Source organism: Variovorax soli NBRC 106424 (assembly GCF_001591385.1).
Taxonomy (GTDB): Bacteria; Pseudomonadota; Gammaproteobacteria; order Burkholderiales; family Burkholderiaceae_C; genus Variovorax; species Variovorax soli.
This window is the reverse complement of sequence record NZ_BCUU01000062.1, coordinates 1-15,299: the sequence shown is the minus strand read 5'-3', so window position 1 is coordinate 15,299 and position 15,299 is coordinate 1. Positions and strand designations below refer to the sequence as shown.

General features: G+C 68.5%; 12 protein-coding genes and 2 riboswitches. All 12 genes read left to right on the top strand.

The window, feature by feature from the left end; translation table 11 throughout:
* Nucleotides 1-74: 74 nt before the first annotated feature.
* The 12 genes from VSO01S_RS17455 to gcvP all read left to right on the top strand — a co-directional run bounded on the left by VSO01S_RS17455 (nt 75) and on the right by gcvP (nt 15,022).
* The gene (locus tag VSO01S_RS17455) at nt 75-746 is read left to right on the top strand and encodes a response regulator (protein WP_068644083.1); all 672 of its coding nucleotides are present in this window, start codon (nt 75-77) and stop codon (nt 744-746) included.
* Between the two features lie 4 nt (nt 747-750).
* Nucleotides 751-2,130, top strand: coding sequence for a sensor histidine kinase (locus tag VSO01S_RS17450; protein WP_245684239.1), 1,380 nt, complete (start codon nt 751-753; stop codon nt 2,128-2,130).
* 134 nt (nt 2,131-2,264) lie between these two features.
* Nucleotides 2,265-3,965: an electron transfer flavoprotein-ubiquinone oxidoreductase gene (locus tag VSO01S_RS17445; RefSeq protein ID WP_068644082.1), complete on the top strand. Its 1,701-nt coding sequence runs from the start codon at nt 2,265-2,267 to the stop codon at nt 3,963-3,965.
* Between the two features lie 21 nt (nt 3,966-3,986).
* Nucleotides 3,987-5,348 carry a TAXI family TRAP transporter solute-binding subunit gene (locus tag VSO01S_RS17440; protein WP_068644081.1) on the top strand — a complete coding sequence of 454 codons (1,362 nt, stop codon included), beginning with the start codon at nt 3,987-3,989 and terminating at the stop codon, nt 5,346-5,348.
* Between the two features lie 109 nt (nt 5,349-5,457).
* Entirely contained in the window at nt 5,458-6,432 is a 975-nt protein-coding gene (locus VSO01S_RS17435; protein ID WP_068644080.1) for a TRAP transporter substrate-binding protein, read from the top strand.
* A 99-nt stretch (nt 6,433-6,531) separates the two neighbouring features.
* Nucleotides 6,532-7,026 carry a TRAP transporter small permease gene (locus tag VSO01S_RS17430; protein ID WP_068644079.1) on the top strand — a complete coding sequence of 165 codons (495 nt, stop codon included), beginning with the start codon at nt 6,532-6,534 and terminating at the stop codon, nt 7,024-7,026.
* Nucleotides 7,023-8,300 (top strand): TRAP transporter large permease, encoded by a 1,278-nt coding sequence (locus VSO01S_RS17425; RefSeq protein WP_068644078.1) that lies wholly within the window; start codon nt 7,023-7,025, stop codon nt 8,298-8,300. Before VSO01S_RS17430 ends, VSO01S_RS17425 begins: the two co-directional genes overlap by 4 nt.
* A 42-nt stretch (nt 8,301-8,342) precedes the next feature.
* Entirely contained in the window at nt 8,343-8,729 is a 387-nt protein-coding gene (locus VSO01S_RS17420; RefSeq protein WP_068644077.1) for a hypothetical protein, read from the top strand.
* 58 nt (nt 8,730-8,787) lie between these two features.
* Entirely contained in the window at nt 8,788-10,074 is a 1,287-nt protein-coding gene (locus VSO01S_RS17415) for a DUF3422 family protein (protein ID WP_068644076.1), read from the top strand.
* A gap of 44 nt (nt 10,075-10,118) precedes the next feature.
* A riboswitch (glycine riboswitch) is annotated at nt 10,119-10,232 on the top strand.
* Between the two features lie 27 nt (nt 10,233-10,259).
* Nucleotides 10,260-10,379: riboswitch (glycine riboswitch) on the top strand.
* 47 nt (nt 10,380-10,426) lie between these two features.
* Nucleotides 10,427-11,590, top strand: a complete 1,164-nt coding sequence (gcvT, locus tag VSO01S_RS17410) for a glycine cleavage system aminomethyltransferase GcvT (protein WP_068644075.1) — start codon at nt 10,427-10,429, stop codon at nt 11,588-11,590.
* Nucleotides 11,591-11,676: 86 nt separating this feature from the next.
* Nucleotides 11,677-12,048, top strand: a complete 372-nt coding sequence (gene gcvH, locus VSO01S_RS17405) for a glycine cleavage system protein GcvH (protein WP_068644074.1) — start codon at nt 11,677-11,679, stop codon at nt 12,046-12,048.
* A 43-nt stretch (nt 12,049-12,091) separates the two neighbouring features.
* The gene (gene gcvP / locus VSO01S_RS17400) at nt 12,092-15,022 is read left to right on the top strand and encodes an aminomethyl-transferring glycine dehydrogenase (RefSeq protein WP_068644073.1); all 2,931 of its coding nucleotides are present in this window, start codon (nt 12,092-12,094) and stop codon (nt 15,020-15,022) included.
* Nucleotides 15,023-15,299: the final 277 nt, after the last annotated feature.

The following is a 15,299-nucleotide window of genomic DNA, read 5'->3' as shown; positions in this document are numbered from 1 at the left end:
TTAGGTTCCCAAACTGAACGCCCCCTGAAGCAGCGGCTCTTCCATAATCCGTCGGCCCATTCAAGGAGTCACTCTTGCGCATCCTGCTGGTCGAGGACGACAGCGCCCTGGCAAGCGCCGTCTGCAGCTACCTGGAATCGAAGGCCTTCGTGGTCGACGTGGCGCCCAGCCTGGCGGACGCGCGCGCCGCCCTGCTGGGCGCGCAGTACGCCGCCGTGCTGCTCGACCTGCACCTGGGCGACGGCGAGGGCCTGTCGCTGCTGCCGCATGTGCGCGCGCTGGCCGACCGGCCCATCGTCATCGTGGTCACCGCGCGCGACCAGGTCACCGACCGCATCCGCGGCCTGGATGCCGGCGCCGACGACTACATCATCAAACCCTACGACCCGGCCGAGCTGCTGGCGCGCCTGCGCGCGGTGGAGCGGCGGCGCAGCGACAGCCACACGCCGGTGCTGCAGCTGGGCGGCCTCGCGATCGATCTGGCGCGCGACACCGTGCGCAAGGACGGCGCGGTGGTCACCCTCACGCAGAAGGAGTGGGCACTGCTGCGCGTGATGGCCTCGCGGCCCGACCGCATCCACACGCGCGAGATGCTGCAGGACGCGCTCTACGGCTGGGACGACGAGGCCGACAGCAACACGCTGGAGGTGTTCATCAGCCGCCTGCGCCGCAAGCTGGGGCGCGGCCACATCGTCACGCTGCGCGGCCTGGGCTACCGGCTCTCGCCCTCGGACGAGGAGGATTGAGCGCGTGGCGGCCATTCCCGAGGCAAGGCGCGCCAACAGCGCAGGGCGAAGCGCAAAGAGCGAATCGCTGGCCGGCCACCTGACGCGCACCCTGATCATCTGGGTGGGCGGCGTGTGGCTGCTCAGCGTGATGGGCGTGGTCTGGTACGTGGACCGCGAAATCAACAACAACTTCGACAACGAGCTGGCCGAGATCTCGCACCGCCTGTTCGACTTTGCTGCGCGCGACCTCGACCGCGAGAGCCAGGCGCGCACCGCGTCGCAGCCGCTGGTGGCCTCCGACCCGCTGTTCAGCGAGGACCTGGTGCTGTTCGTGGTGAAGGACGCCGACGGGCGCGTGCTCATGCACACGGCCGGCGACGAGCACCGCGCCTTCGAGGTGCCGCTCAAGCCGGGCTTCGTGAACAACGGCGCCTGGCGCATCTACACGGTGCAGCACCCCACCCGCCCCTTGTACCTGCAGGTGGCCGATCCGCTGGACGAGCGGCGCGAGGCCGTCAACAGCACCTTGCTGGGCCTGATCATTCCGCTGGCGGCCGGCCTGCCGCTGCTGGCCCTGGTGTTGCGCAACATCGCGCGCAAGGAGCTGCGCGCACTGCAATGGCTGGCCGGCCAGATCGCCGAGCGCAGCGGCTCGGACCTGCGGCCCATTCCCCTGCCCGCCCTTCCGCAGGAGCTGCAATCGGTGGGCGACGACGTCAACCGGCTGCTGGAGCGCCTGTCCCAGGCGCTGGACGTGGAGCGCGCATTGGCCGCCAACGCGGCGCACGAGATGCGCACCCCCCTGGCGTCGGCGCGGCTGCGCCTGCAGACGGCCCTGGACCACGGCCTGCACCGCAGCGACGTGGAGGCCGCGCTGGCGGCCCTGCGCACCCTCAGCCACCGCACCGAGAAGCTGCTGCAGCTCTCGCGTGCCGAATCGGGCGCATCGCTGTCCCGGCAGCCGGTGGACCTGGCGACGCTGGCGGGCCTGGTGGCGCAGGAGTTCTGGCGCGAGGACGAGGCCCGCGCCCGGCTCGATCTGCGCATCACGCCCACCGAGCCGCAGCTGGCCCTGGGCGACGTGGACGCGCTGGCCATCGCGCTTCGAAACCTGGTGGAAAACGCGCTGCACTATGGCTGCGGCCAGCCGGTGGTGCTGGAGGTGATGGCGCCCTGCACGCTGGCCGTGCGCGACTTCGGCGCCGGCGTCAGCCCGCAGCAGCTGCAGACCCTGCACCAGCGGCACGTGCGCCACAGCGCCGAGCGCGCCGGCTACGGCCTGGGCCTGTCCATCGTGCACACCATTGTCGACAAGCACGATGGGCGGCTGGAGCTGTACTCGCCCCCGCCCGGTGCCAGGAGCGGCCTGGAAGCGCGCATTGTTCTGCGGCCGGCGGCCTGACCCAGCTATCCCCTTTGCGACAGCCCCCCTCCTGCCCCCCCTGCGGGCGGGGGGTCCGAGGGCCCCATGCCGAATAGAATTGCGGCCGCGCCCAGGGCGCCCGCCCCGTCCATAACCACATTCAGCCAGACCCCATGACCCAAGAAGAAATCCTTGCCCAATTCGGCCCGCGCGAAGCGATGGAATACGACGTGGTCGTCGTCGGCGGCGGCCCGGCCGGCCTCTCTACCGCCATCCGGCTGAAGCAGCTGGCCGCGCACTACAACAAGGAAATCTCGGTCGTGGTGCTGGAAAAAGGTTCCGAGCCCGGCGCGCACATCCTCTCGGGCGCCATCATGGACCCGCGCGCGCTCAACGAACTGCTGCCCGACTGGCGCGAGCAGGGCGCACCGCTGAACCAGCCGGTGACCGAGGACGCCTTCCTGATGCTGTCGGAAACCGGCGCCACCCGCGTTCCCAACTTCATGCTGCCCGGCAACTTCCACAACGAGGGCAACTACATCGTCAGCCTGGGCAACGTGGTCAAGTGGCTGGCCCAGCAGGCCGAGGGCCTGGGCGTGGAGATCTTCCCCGGCTTCGCCGCGGCCGAGGTGCTCTACAACGACGACGGCTCCGTCAAGGGCGTGGCGACCGGCAACATGGGCATCGGCAAGGACGGCGAGCCCACCGAGAACTTCCAGCTCGGCATGGAGCTGCACGGCAAGTACACCATCTTCGCCGAAGGCGCGCGCGGCCACCTGGGCCGCCAGCTCATCAGCCACTTCAAGCTCGACGCCGGCAAGGACCCGCAAAGCTACGGCATCGGCATCAAGGAGCTGTGGGAAATCGACCCGGCGCGCCACCAGCCGGGCCTGGCGGTGCACACCTCGGGCTGGCCGCTGCCTTCCGACACCTACGGCGGCTCCTTCCTGTACCACGCCGAAGACAACAAGATCGTGGTCGGCTTCGTGGTGGGCCTGGACTACCAGAACCCGCACATGAGCCCCTTCGAGGAGTTCCAGCGCTTCAAGACGCACCCCAACATCCGCTGGTACTTCGAGGGCCAGGACAAGGGCCTGAAGCCGGCCAAGCGCCTGTCGTACGGCGCGCGCGCCATCACGGCCGGCGGCCTGCTCTCGCTGCCCAAGACGGTGTTCCCGGGCGGTGCGCTGGTGGGCTGCGACGCCGGCTACCTCAACGCCAGCCGCATCAAGGGCAGCCACGCCGCCATCAAGACCGGCATGCTGGCCGCCGAGGCCGCCTACGACGCCATCATGGCCGGCCGCGCGCACGACGAACTGAGCGCCTACCCCGAGGCCTTCGAGAAGAGCTGGCTGCGCAAGGAACTGCACAAGGCGCGCAACTTCAAGCAGTGGTTCAAGAAGGGCCTGACGGTGGGCACGCTCATGACCGGCATCGAGCAGTTCGTGCTGCGCGGCCACGTGCCGTGGACCATCCACCGCACCGAGGCCGACCACGCACGCCTCAAGCCCGCGGCCGAGTGCAAGAAGATCGCCTATCCCAAGCCCGACGGCAAGCTCACCTTCGACCGGCTCTCCTCGGTGTTCATCAGCAACACCAACCATGAAGAGAACCAGCCGGCGCACCTCACGCTGAAGGACGCGACGGTGCCCACGCGCATCAACCTGCCGCAGTTCGCCGGCCCCGAGCAGCGCTACTGCCCCGCGGGCGTGTACGAGTTCGTGCCCGACGAGGCCAACGCGGGCAAGGAGCGCCTGCAGATCAACGCGCAGAACTGCGTGCACTGCAAGACCTGTGACATCAAGGACCCGACGCAGAACATCGTGTGGGTCACGCCCGAAGGTGGTGGCGGCCCGAACTACGTGGGCATGTAAGGCCGGCGCAGCACGGCCGGCATGACCCTGCGCGAACACATCCACCTCCCCACCGGCCGGCGCCTGGCATGGTGGGCGCTGCTCATCGCCGTGCTGGCCGCGCTGCTGTGGCTGGCGGTGCGCTACATCAGCCCGGCACCGCCGCGCACCCTGGTCATGAGCACCGGCGCCACCGATGGCGCCTACCACCGCTTCGGCCAGCGCTACCAGGAGATCCTGCGCGCCAACGGCATCCGGCTCGAGCTGCGGCCCTCCAGCGGCGGCATGGAGAACATCGCGCGGCTCAACGACGGCTCGGTCTCGGTGGGCTTCGTGCAAGGCGGCACCGGCCTGCTGGCCGCCGACCCGGAAGCGCTGCCCGAATCCACCGCCTTGCGCTCGCTGGCCACGGTGGCCTTCGAGCCGGTGTGGATCTTCACCCACACGCTCGATCTGTCGAAGGGGCTGGGCCCGCTGGCCGGCAAGCGCATTGCCGTGGGCCTGCCCGGCAGCGGCAACCTCCACGTGGCCCGGCAACTGCTGGCCATCTACGGCGTGCAGGCCGACACCGGCGGCACCGTCTTCGTCACCGAAGGCGGCATGGCGGCGGCACAGATGCTGCAAGAGCGCCAGATCGACGCATTGATCATGATCGCCGCGCCGCAGGCCCAGGCCGTGCAGCGGCTGCTGAACGAAGGCCGGATGCGTCTGGCATCGCTGGACCAGGTCGAAGGCCTGGCGCAGCGCTACCCGTACTTCCGGCCCATCACCCTCAAGCGCGGTGCGGTCGACCCCGCGCGCGACCTGCCCGCCGCCGACGTCCACCTGCTGGCCACCACCGCCAACCTGGTGGTGCGCGAAGACCTGCACCCCGCGCTGGACTACATGCTGCTGGAAGCGGCCAAGCAGGTGCACTCGCAGCCCAGCCTGATCAACCGGCCGGGCGATTTCCCGAGCCCGCGCGACACCGACTACCCGCTGTCGGACCAGGCCGACCGCTACTTCAAGCACGGCCAGCCCTTCCTGCAGAACTACCTGCCCTTCTGGGTGGCCATCTACGTGCAGCGCATGCTGCTATGGCTGCTGCCCCTGGCGGCCATCCTGGTGCCCCTGATGCGCGTGCTGCCGGGCCTGGTGAACTGGCGGCGCCAGAGCCGGCTCTACCGCCGCTACGGCGAGCTGAAGTACCTGGAGCTCGACCTGGCCTCGCGCCAGCTGGACGAGCAAGAGCGCCGCCGCGCGCACGAGCAGCTCGACCGCATCGAGGACGAGATCGTGAGGACCAAGTTCGCCATCGAGATCTCCGACCGCGTCTACACCCTGCGCCAGCACATCGACTATGTGCGCGCGCAACTGGACCGGCAAGCCATGCAGAAGCGGGCGCCGGCCGCGCCGGGTCCGTGAAAGCCCCGACGCAGAAAGCGGTTTCATTGCGGCATAGTCGGGGGCTGTCAGGCGGGTCACCCCTTCGAGCGGTCCCGCGTCTTTGAATCAACTCCTGGAGACATCCCTCATGAAATTGAGCCGACTGGCCGCCGGCCTGGCGCTGGGCCTTGGAATCGCCGGCGCTGCCCTCGCGCAGACCGCCATGAAGATCAGCATCTCGACCGCGCAGAACTCGCACCAGGGCGTGGCCATCGACACCTTCGCCAAGGAAGTGGCCACGCGCACCAACGGCCGCTACAAGATCGAGACCTTCTACAACGGCGCCCTGGGCGGCGAGCGCGAGTCGATCGAGGCCGTGCAGCTGGGCACGCAGGAACTGGCGTTCAGCTCCACCGGTCCGGTGCCCAACTTCGTGCCCGAGGCCAAGATCCTCGACGTGCCCTTCCTGTTCACCGACAAGGCACACGCGCGCGCCGTGCTCGACGGCCCCATCGGCCAGGAAATGCTCACCAAGTTCGACGCCAAGGGCTTCAAGGCGCTGGCCTGGGCGGAAAACGGCTTCCGCCACATGACCAACAGCAAGCGCGACGTGAAGACGCCCGAGGACCTCAAGGGCCTGAAGATGCGCACCATGGAGAACCCAGTGCACATCGCGGCCTACAAGAGCTTCGGCATCATCACCACGCCCATGGCCTTCCCCGAAGTGTTCACCGCCCTGCAGCAGGGCACGGTGGACGGCCAGGAGAACCCGCTGCCGGTGATCATCTCGGCCAAGTTCGACCAGGTGCAAAAGCACCTCACGCTCACCGGCCATGTGTATTCGCCCTGCATCTTCCTGATGAACAAGGCCGCCTTCGACAAGCTCAGCGCGGCCGACAAGCAGGCCTTCCTCGACGCTGCCAAGGTGGCGGTGAAGGCCAACCGCGACCGCGTGGACGCCGACGATGCCAAGGGCGTGGCCGACCTGCGCGCCAAGGGCATGACTGTCATCGAGACGGTGGACAAGACCAGGTTCGTGGCGGCGCTCACGCCCGTCAATGCCGACTTCGAGAAGCAGTTCGGCAAGGCCAACCTCGACAAGATCCGCAACTACAAGCCCTGACCCCAAGCGGTGCCTCCTTTCGGGGCATCGCAAGCGCCCGCATGGCCCGGCACGCCAGCGGGCGTTTTTCGTTTTCTCTGCCCTGAAGCTTCTCTTTCCATGAGATCCATCATTCTTCGAATCGACCGGGCCAGCACCTCGCTGGCCATGGCGGTCGCCTGCCTGATGCTGGCGGTGGCCTCGCTGCTGGGCATGTACCAGATCGTCACCCGCTTCGTGCTGGAGCAGCCCGCCGAGTGGACCGAAATCCTCATCCGCGTGAGCCTGATCTGGATGGTGTTCATGGGCATTCCCACCGCCTTCCGCCAGGGCGCGATGGTGAGCGTGGACGTGCTCTACCGCTGGAGCCCCAAGGGCATGCGCCGCGTGCTCGACTGGGTGGTGTGCCTGGCCGCGCTCACGCTCGTGGCCGTCATCGTGTGGTGGGGCTGGGACTATGCGCAGCGCGGCAGCGTGCAAAGCATGGCGGGGCTGGAGTCCGTCTCCATGTTCTGGGCCTACCTGGCACTGCCGGTGGGCGGCCTGTTCTCGGTGCTGGGCATCGTGGCCAACCTGATCGATCCGCAACGCAACGAACTGGAGACTGCGCAATGACCAGCGCCATGATTTCGACGATGGTGCTGTGCTTCGCGCTGAGCGTGTCGGTGGCCGTGTCCATCGGCCTGGCCTCGGTGCTGGGCATCCAGGTGAGCAACGCCAACATGCTCATCTCCGTGAAGGAGATGTTCAACTCGATCAACAAGTTTCCGCTGGCCGCCATCCCCTTCTTCATCCTGGCGGGCAACCTGATGGAAACCGGCGGCATCTCGCGCCGCCTGGTGGAATTCGCCAAGAGCCTGGTGGGCGGCGTGCAGGGCGGCCTGCCCATGACCTGCGTGCTCACCTGCATGATCTTCGCGGCAGTGTCGGGCTCCTCGGTGGCCACCACCTTCGCCATCGGCGCCATCCTCATTCCTGCGCTCATCAAGCACGGCTACCCCACCAGCTACGCCGCCGCGCTGCAGGCCACCAGCGCCGAACTGGGCGTGATCATCCCGCCGTCGATCCCGATGATCCTGTACGGCGTGAGCGCAGAAGTCTCGATCGGCGAGCTGTTCATCGCCGGCTTCGGCCCGGGCATCCTCATCAGCCTGGCGCTCATGGCCTTCGTCTGGGTGTATTGCAAGTGGAAGGGCTGGGGCAAGAACGACGGCGACGGGCGCCTGGGCGTCTTCACCGCCACGCGGCAGGCCGGCTGGGCCCTGCTCATGCCGGTGATCATCCTGGGCGGCATCTACGGCGGCATCTTCACGCCCACCGAGGCGTCGGCCGTGGCGGTGTTCTATGCGCTGGTGGTGGGTGTCGTCATCTACCGCGAGATCAAGCTGGCCGACCTGTACGCGGTGCTGAAGAAGTCGGTGGTGTCGTCGGCGGTGATCATGTTCATCATCGCCAACGCGGGCCTGTTCGCCTTCCTCATCACCCGCGCCGGCGTGCCCGAGGCCATCGGCCTGTGGCTGCAGGATGTGCTCAAGACGCCCGCCTACTTCCTGCTGGGCGTGAACGCGGCGCTGTTCGTGATCGGCATGTTCATCGAGACCAGCGCGGCCATCATCGTGCTGGCCCCCATCCTCGCGCCGGTGGCGCAGCACTTCGGCATCGACCCGGTGCACTTCGGGCTGGTGATGGTGGTGAACCTGGCGCTGGGCATGATCACCCCGCCCTTCGGCGTGAACCTGTTCGCCGCCTGCACCGTGGCCCGCATCTCGCTGGACCGGATCGTCAAGCACCTGATTCCCTTCGTGCTGGTGATCCTCGGGTGCCTGATGGTCATCACCTACGTGCCGGAGATATCGCTGGCGCTGCGCGATCTGGTGTACGCAAAATAGCGGGGCAGCGCGGCGGGGCGCGCTGAACTGGCATTGCCCGCGATGAAACTCGATCCCTTCGAACGGGTCAACGACACGCCCTTCGCCTGTTCCAGGGAAGACCTGTTGCATGCGCGCGGCGCGCCCCTGCGGGCGGCACGCAACGGCATCGGCCTGAACGAGATGGACTACGGCGACGTGGTGTTCCGCTTCCAGGACTGCGGCCGGCTGGAGGAGATCACGCTGCAGGCCGAAGTCCTGGTCATCGGAAACGTGGCGGTGCCCTTTGCCCACCTCGCCGGGTTCGTCCGCGCCCACGACCCGCACGCATTCGAGCGTGCCCGGTTCCTGGTCAGCCCCGGCTTCGGCCTGGCCTTCGACCCGTCGGAGCCGTTCTGGGTGACGGCGCTGGCGCGGCATTGCCTGCCCGAATGGAAGCGCCTGGGCTGACCGCTGGCTGCCAGGGCCTCGGCCGGTGCGGCCCGATCACCGGCCACAATGGCGCCCAATGACGATCCAATTGACCCAGCACCCCGAACGGGTGCCGCTGCACAACGAGGTCCATGCACGGCCGCCCGAACCCATGGTGGCGCCGCTGGCCATTGCGCACCTGGTCATGTTCACCGACGCCGAAGGCCGCGCCGCCAGCCGGCAGCACCTGGCGGCGCTGCTGCGGGACCACCACATCGCGCCGCCGGACGAGCACACCACGCACCTGCGCGCCGAGCTGGGCTCGTTCCGGCTGCGCTGGGAACTGCATACCGAGTTCGTCAGCTGGACTTTCGCCGCGCCGCTGCGCGGCGAGGTCACCCCGTCCGCCCCGCTGGCGAGCGCCATCGAGCAGGTGCCGCAGGACTGGCTGGCCGCCCTCCCCGGCCAGTGCCTCAGCAGCCTGGACATGTGGGTGCTGCCCGGCCAGCCCGATGGCGGCATCAGGGGCGGGCATCACATGCTGCGGGCCGATGCCCTGGCGGGTTCGGCCGTGGCCGACGGCAAGGCCCAGGTCTTCACCGACTTCGCCATCCACCCCAACGGCTTCTCGCGCATCTTGCTGCACGCGGGCGATCTGCCGCCCCGAAGGCTCGGCCGGCTTGTGCAGCGCCTGCTGGAAATCGAAACCTACCGCATGGCGGCCATGCTCGGGCTGCCCGCCGCGCGGCGCGCGAGCGCCGAGCTGGCCAGCGCGGAGAGCGAACTGGCCGCGCTGGCGCGCGCCATCCAGAGTGCCGAGCAGCACGAGGAAGCGCGGCTGCTGGACCGGCTCACCCGCCTGGCGGCGCAGGTGGAGAGCGAATACGCCGCGACGCACTCGCGGTTTTCCGCCAGCACCGCCTATTTCGAACTGATCGACCAGCGCATCGCCCAGATCAACGAGTCGCCGCTGGAGGGCCTGCAGACCATCGGCGAATTCATCGAGCGCCGCGTGACCCCCGCGCGCAAGACCTGCGAGTGGGCCGCGCACCGGCAGGACGCGCTGTCGCGCCGCGTGTCGCGCATCAGCAACCTGCTGCGCACGCGCGTGGAAATCGAACAGCAGCACGGCAGCCAGGCGCTGCTGGAGGCGCTCAACAAGCGGCAGGACATCCAGCTGCGGCTGCAGGCCACGGTCGAAGGACTGTCGGTGGCGGCCATCACCTACTACGTGGTCGGCCTGGTCAGCTACCTCGCCAAGGCCGGGCAGGGCCTGGGCTGGCCGCTGTCCGGCGAGACCACCGCGGCCTTGGCCATCCCCCTGGTCGCCGGGTCGGTCTGGTGGTCGCTGCGGCGCATGCACCGCAAGCTGTTCACCCACTGAACCGTGCCGGCTGGCAGGCCGGCCGCCGCCTTCATCCCTTACACTCCACGAAGTCAGGAGAGAGCCCCGCGCAGTGCATGCCGCGGCAGGGGCCGCCGAAGGCGCAGGGCCGGCCGGTTGGGCCGGGTCCGAACGCTCAGGCAAAAGGACTGACAAGGCGCCCTGCCCTTGAAAAAGAAGCAGGTCGTTTCCCGGCTGGAGAGAGGCGCCACGCAAGCCAGACAACAGGTTGCGCGGCGCCCACTGAAGGAGCAAACCCCGATCGTGGGGTGAATCTCTCAAGTAAAGCGGACAGCGGGGGTAGGCTCATGGCGAAAGCCGTGGATTTCGACTGCCCTCAGGAGACAGCGCCTTGACCGCCGCATCCGAACAAGACCTGCTGAAGACCCCTCTCCATTCGCTGCACCTCGAGCTGGGCGCGCGCATGGTGCCCTTTGCCGGCTATTCCATGCCGGTGCAATATCCGGCCGGCCTCATGGCCGAGCACAAGCACACCCGCGAGGCCGCCGGCCTGTTCGACATCTCGCACATGGGCCAGCTGCGCCTGCAGGGGCCCGACGCCGCCGCGGCCTTCGAGAGCCTGATGCCGGTGGACGTGATCGGCCTGGCGCCCGGCAAGCAGCGCTACGGCCTGCTGCTGAATGACGAGGGCGGCATCCTCGACGACCTGATGTTCTTCAATGAAGGACACGACTCGATTTTTGTGATCGTCAACGGCGCCTGCAAGGCGGCCGACCTGGCGTTCATCCGCGAGCGCATCGGCCAGCGCTGCAAGGTGCTTCCCATGCCCGACCATGCCCTGCTGGCGCTGCAAGGCCCGCAGGCGGCCGCGGTGCTGGCCCGGCTGTCGCCCGGCATCGAGCGCTTCGTGTTCATGACCGGCGGCGCGGTGCAGATCGGCGGCATCCCGGTCTTCGCCACGCGCAGCGGCTACACCGGGGAAGACGGCTTCGAGATCTCGGTGGCCGCCGACCAGGCCGAGGCGCTGGCCCGCCTGCTGCTGGCGCAGGCCGAGGTCAAGCCCATTGGCCTGGGCGCACGCAATTCGCTGCGCCTGGAAGCGGGCCTGTGCCTGTACGGCAACGACATCGACACGACCACCACGCCGGTCGAAGCCTCGCTCAACTGGGCCATCCAGAAGGTGCGCCGCCAGGGCGGTGCGCGCGAAGGCGGCTTTCCGGGCGCGGGCCGCATCCTCGACCAGCTGGCCGTGGCCGCCGACCTGGCCGGCCATGTGGACCAGCAGCTGCTCACCCGCCGCCGCGTCGGCCTGGTGGCGCTGGAACGCGTGCCGGTGCGCGAAGGCTGCGAGCTGCAATCCTTCGAAGGCCACCCCATCGGCCAGGTCACCAGCGGCCTGCTGGGCCCCACCGCCGACCGCCCCATCGCCATGGGCTACGTGGCCACCGCGTTCTCGGAACCCGGCACGCGCGTGCAGGCCATCGTGCGCGGCAAGCCCGTGCCGATGGAAGTGAGCACCCTGCCCTTCGTCCCCACCCGCTACTACCGCGGATGAAATCGCATCTCGGCCAGCACCCGCAAGGCGGCAGGCCGTAGCATCCCACTCGTCTTCAACTCTTTATCTCCCAACTGGAGCCAACCATGAGCCTCAAGTACACCAAGGACCACGAATGGGTCGCCGTCGACGGCAGCATTGCCACTGTCGGCATCACCCAGCACGCGCAGGACGCCCTGGGCGACGTGGTCTTCGTCGACCTGCCGCAGATCGGCCAGGGCTATGCCCAGGGCGAAGTGGCCGGCGTGGTCGAGTCGGTGAAAGCCGCGGCCGACGTCTACATGCCCATCGCCGGCGAAGTGACCGAGGTGAACGAGGCGCTGCGCGCCGACCCGTCGCTGGCCAACAGCGACCCCATGGGCGGCGGCTGGTTCTTCAAGCTCAAGCTGACCGACGCCAGCCAGTTCGACGCGCTGATGGACGCCACCAGCTACGAGAAGTTCTCCGCCGACGCCTGATCGCCCGGCCCGTTCCCCTGCCGCCACCTTTTTGCCGCCTGCCATGTCGTCCTCTCCTGCCCTGACGCCCCACCCCACCGCCGCCGCGCCCACGCTGCGCGAACTCGAGAACCACGAGGAATTCATCGCGCGCCACATCGGCATCAGTGCCGAAGACGAAGCCGCCATGCTGCGCGTGGTGGGCTCGAAGACGCGTGCTGAACTCATCGACGGCATCGTGCCGGCCGCCATCCGGCGCTCGCACCCCATGCGCCTGCCGCCCCCGGCCGCCGAAGCCGAGGCGCTGGCGGAATTGAAGGCGCTGGCAGGCCGCAACAAGGTGTTCAAGAGCTTCATCGGGCAGGGCTACTACGGCACGCACACGCCGGGCGTCATCCTGCGCAACATCCTGGAGAACCCGGCCTGGTACACCGCCTACACGCCCTACCAGGCCGAGATTTCGCAGGGCCGCATGGAAGCCCTGGTCAACTTCCAGACCATGGTGTGCGACCTGACGGGCATGGCCATCGCCAACGCCTCGATGCTCGACGAGGCCACGGCCGCCGCCGAAGCCATGACGCTGGCCGCGCGCAGCGTCAAGTCCAAGAGCAAGGTCTTCCTGGTATCGGGCGACTGCCATCCGCAGACCATCGAGGTGCTGCAGACGCGCGCCGCGCCGCTGGGCATCCAGATCAAGGTCAGCACGCTGGCCGAAACGCTGCCGCAGCTCATGGCCGCCGGCGACTTCTTCGGTGCGCTGGCGCAATACCCCGGCACCACCGGCACGGTGCACGACCTGCGCTCGCTGGCAGGCATCGCGCATGCCAAGGGCGCCGCCCTGTGCGTGGCGGCCGACCTGCTGGCCCTCACGGTGCTCGCCCCGCCCGGCGAGTGGGACGCCGACATCGTCTGCGGCACCACGCAGCGCTTCGGCATGCCGCTGTGCAACGGCGGCCCGCACGCCGCCTACCTGGCTTGCCGCGACGAATTCAAGCGCTCGCTGCCCGGCCGCCTGGTGGGCGTGAGCGTCGATGCGCACGGCGAGCCCGCCTACCGCCTGGCGCTGCAGACGCGCGAGCAGCACATCCGCCGCGAGAAGGCCACCTCCAACATCTGCACCGCGCAGGTGCTGCCGGCCGTCATCGCCAGCATGTACGCCGTCTACCACGGCCCGCAGGGGCTGCGCCGCATCGGCGAGCGCGTGGCGCTGCTGGCCAGCGTGTTCGCGCACGGCCTGGCGCAGATGGGCCTGAAGGTGGTCAACAGCACGTCGTTCGACACGCTCACCGTCAAGACCGGCGAGGACACCGACCGCATCGTGCAGGCAGCGCTGGCGCGCCGCATCAACCTGCGCCACAAGCTCAGCCAGCACCTGGGCGTGTCCTTCGACGAGACCAGCACCCGCGCGGACGTGGAAACGCTGTGGGCCCTGTTCGCCCCGGTCGGCAAGAGCGCGCCCAAGTTCGACGAGGTGGCACCCAATGCGCCTTCGCGCATTCCGGCCGAGCTGCGCCGCACCAGCGCCTACCTGACGCACCCGGTGTTCAACACCCACAAGAGCGAGACGGCCATGCTGCGCTACATCCGCAGCCTGTCGGACAAGGACCTGGCGCTGGACCGCAGCATGATCCCGCTGGGCAGCTGCACCATGAAGCTCAACGCCACCAGCGAGATGATCCCCATCACCTGGCCGGAGTTCGCCGACATCCACCCCTTCGCCCCGGCCGACCAGATGCAGGGCTATGCGCAGCTCGATGCGCAGCTGCGCGCCTGGCTGTGCGAGGCCACCGGCTATGCCGACATCAGCCTGCAGCCCAACGCCGGCTCGCAAGGCGAGTACGCGGGCCTGCTGGCGATCATGGCCTTCCATGAAGCCAAGGGCCAGGGCCACCGCAAGGTGTGCCTCATTCCCTCTTCCGCGCACGGCACCAACCCGGCCAGCGCGCAGATGGCCGGCATGAAGGTGGTCGTGACCGCCTGCGATTCGCAAGGCAATGTCGACATCGACGACCTGAAGCGCGCCTGCGAGGCGCACAAGGACGACCTGGCCTGCGTGATGATCACCTACCCCAGCACCCACGGCGTGTTCGAGACGCGCGTGAAGGAGCTGTGCGAGATCGTGCATGCCCACGGCGGCCGCGTGTACGTGGACGGCGCCAACATGAACGCACTGGTGGGCGTGGCCGCGCCCGGCGAGTTCGGCGGCGACGTGAGCCACCTGAACCTGCACAAGACCTTCTGCATTCCGCACGGCGGCGGCGGCCCCGGCGTCGGCCCGGTGTGCGTGGTGGAAGACCTGGTGCCCTACCTGCCCGGCCATGCCACGGCCAGCGAAGCGCCGCACGTGGGCGCCATTTCCGCAGCACCGCTGGGCAATGCCGCGGTGCTGCCCATCAGCTGGATGTACTGCCGCATGATGGGCGCCCAGGGCCTGAAGGCCGCGACCGAAGTCGCGATCCTGAGCGCCAACTACATCAGCGCCCGCCTGTCCGAGCACTACCCCACGCTGTACGCCAGCCCCAACGGGCATGTGGCGCACGAGTGCATCCTGGACCTGCGCCCGCTCAAGGAAACCAGCGGCGTCAGCGCCGAAGACGTGGCCAAGCGCCTGATCGACTACGGCTTCCATGCGCCCACGCTGAGCTTCCCGGTGGCCGGCACGCTGATGGTGGAGCCGACCGAGAGCGAGCCGCTGGCCGAGCTGGACCGCTTCATCGACGCCATGATCGCCATCCGCGGCGAGATCCGCCGCGTGGAAGAAGGCGTGTGGCCCAAGGAAGACAACCCGCTGAAGAACGCGCCGCACACCGCCGCCAGCCTGATGGGCGCCGAGTGGACCAAGTCCTACTCGCGCGAGCTGGCCGCCTTCCCGCTGGCCAGCCTCAAGCAGGGCAAGTACTGGTCGCCGGTGGGCCGCGTGGACAACGTCTACGGCGACCGCAACCTGTTCTGCTCGTGCGTGCCCGTGGGCGAGTACGCGGAAGCCGAACGCTGAAGCCGCCACCAGCCTTCTTCTGAAAGCGCCCATCTGCCCGCAAGGCAGATGGGCGTTTTTTTCTTGCGCCAGTGGGCCGGTGCGGCGCAGCGGCAGCAACTTAGGGCAAACGGTCCCAGCCTCGACGTCCGCATCCGCTGCGTGTCAGCACTCGGCCCCAAAGAAATCAGCTCAGCGCGCCCCTGTTTCAGTTCTCGCTGCTTCACCGTGCACCCACGACAGAAAGGCTTCTACTGCCGGTCGTTTTGCATGCTTGGCGGGGTAGACCACGAAGTGA

Excerpts from the sequence above, each read along its gene's own strand:
- gcvP (WP_068644073.1), top strand. The coding sequence starts at position 12,092 with ATGTCGTCCTCTCCTGCCCTGACGCCCCACCCCACCGCCGCCGCGCCC.
- VSO01S_RS17425 (WP_068644078.1), top strand. The coding sequence starts at position 7,023 with ATGACCAGCGCCATGATTTCGACGATGGTGCTGTGCTTCGCGCTGAGC.
- VSO01S_RS17445 (WP_068644082.1), top strand. The coding sequence starts at position 2,265 with ATGACCCAAGAAGAAATCCTTGCCCAATTCGGCCCGCGCGAAGCGATG.
- VSO01S_RS17430 (WP_068644079.1), top strand. The coding sequence starts at position 6,532 with ATGAGATCCATCATTCTTCGAATCGACCGGGCCAGCACCTCGCTGGCC.
- VSO01S_RS17415 (WP_068644076.1), top strand. The coding sequence starts at position 8,788 with ATGACGATCCAATTGACCCAGCACCCCGAACGGGTGCCGCTGCACAAC.
- gcvH (WP_068644074.1), top strand. The coding sequence starts at position 11,677 with ATGAGCCTCAAGTACACCAAGGACCACGAATGGGTCGCCGTCGACGGC.
- VSO01S_RS17435 (WP_068644080.1), top strand. The coding sequence starts at position 5,458 with ATGAAATTGAGCCGACTGGCCGCCGGCCTGGCGCTGGGCCTTGGAATC.
- VSO01S_RS17440 (WP_068644081.1), top strand. The coding sequence starts at position 3,987 with ATGACCCTGCGCGAACACATCCACCTCCCCACCGGCCGGCGCCTGGCA.
- VSO01S_RS17420 (WP_068644077.1), top strand. The coding sequence starts at position 8,343 with ATGAAACTCGATCCCTTCGAACGGGTCAACGACACGCCCTTCGCCTGT.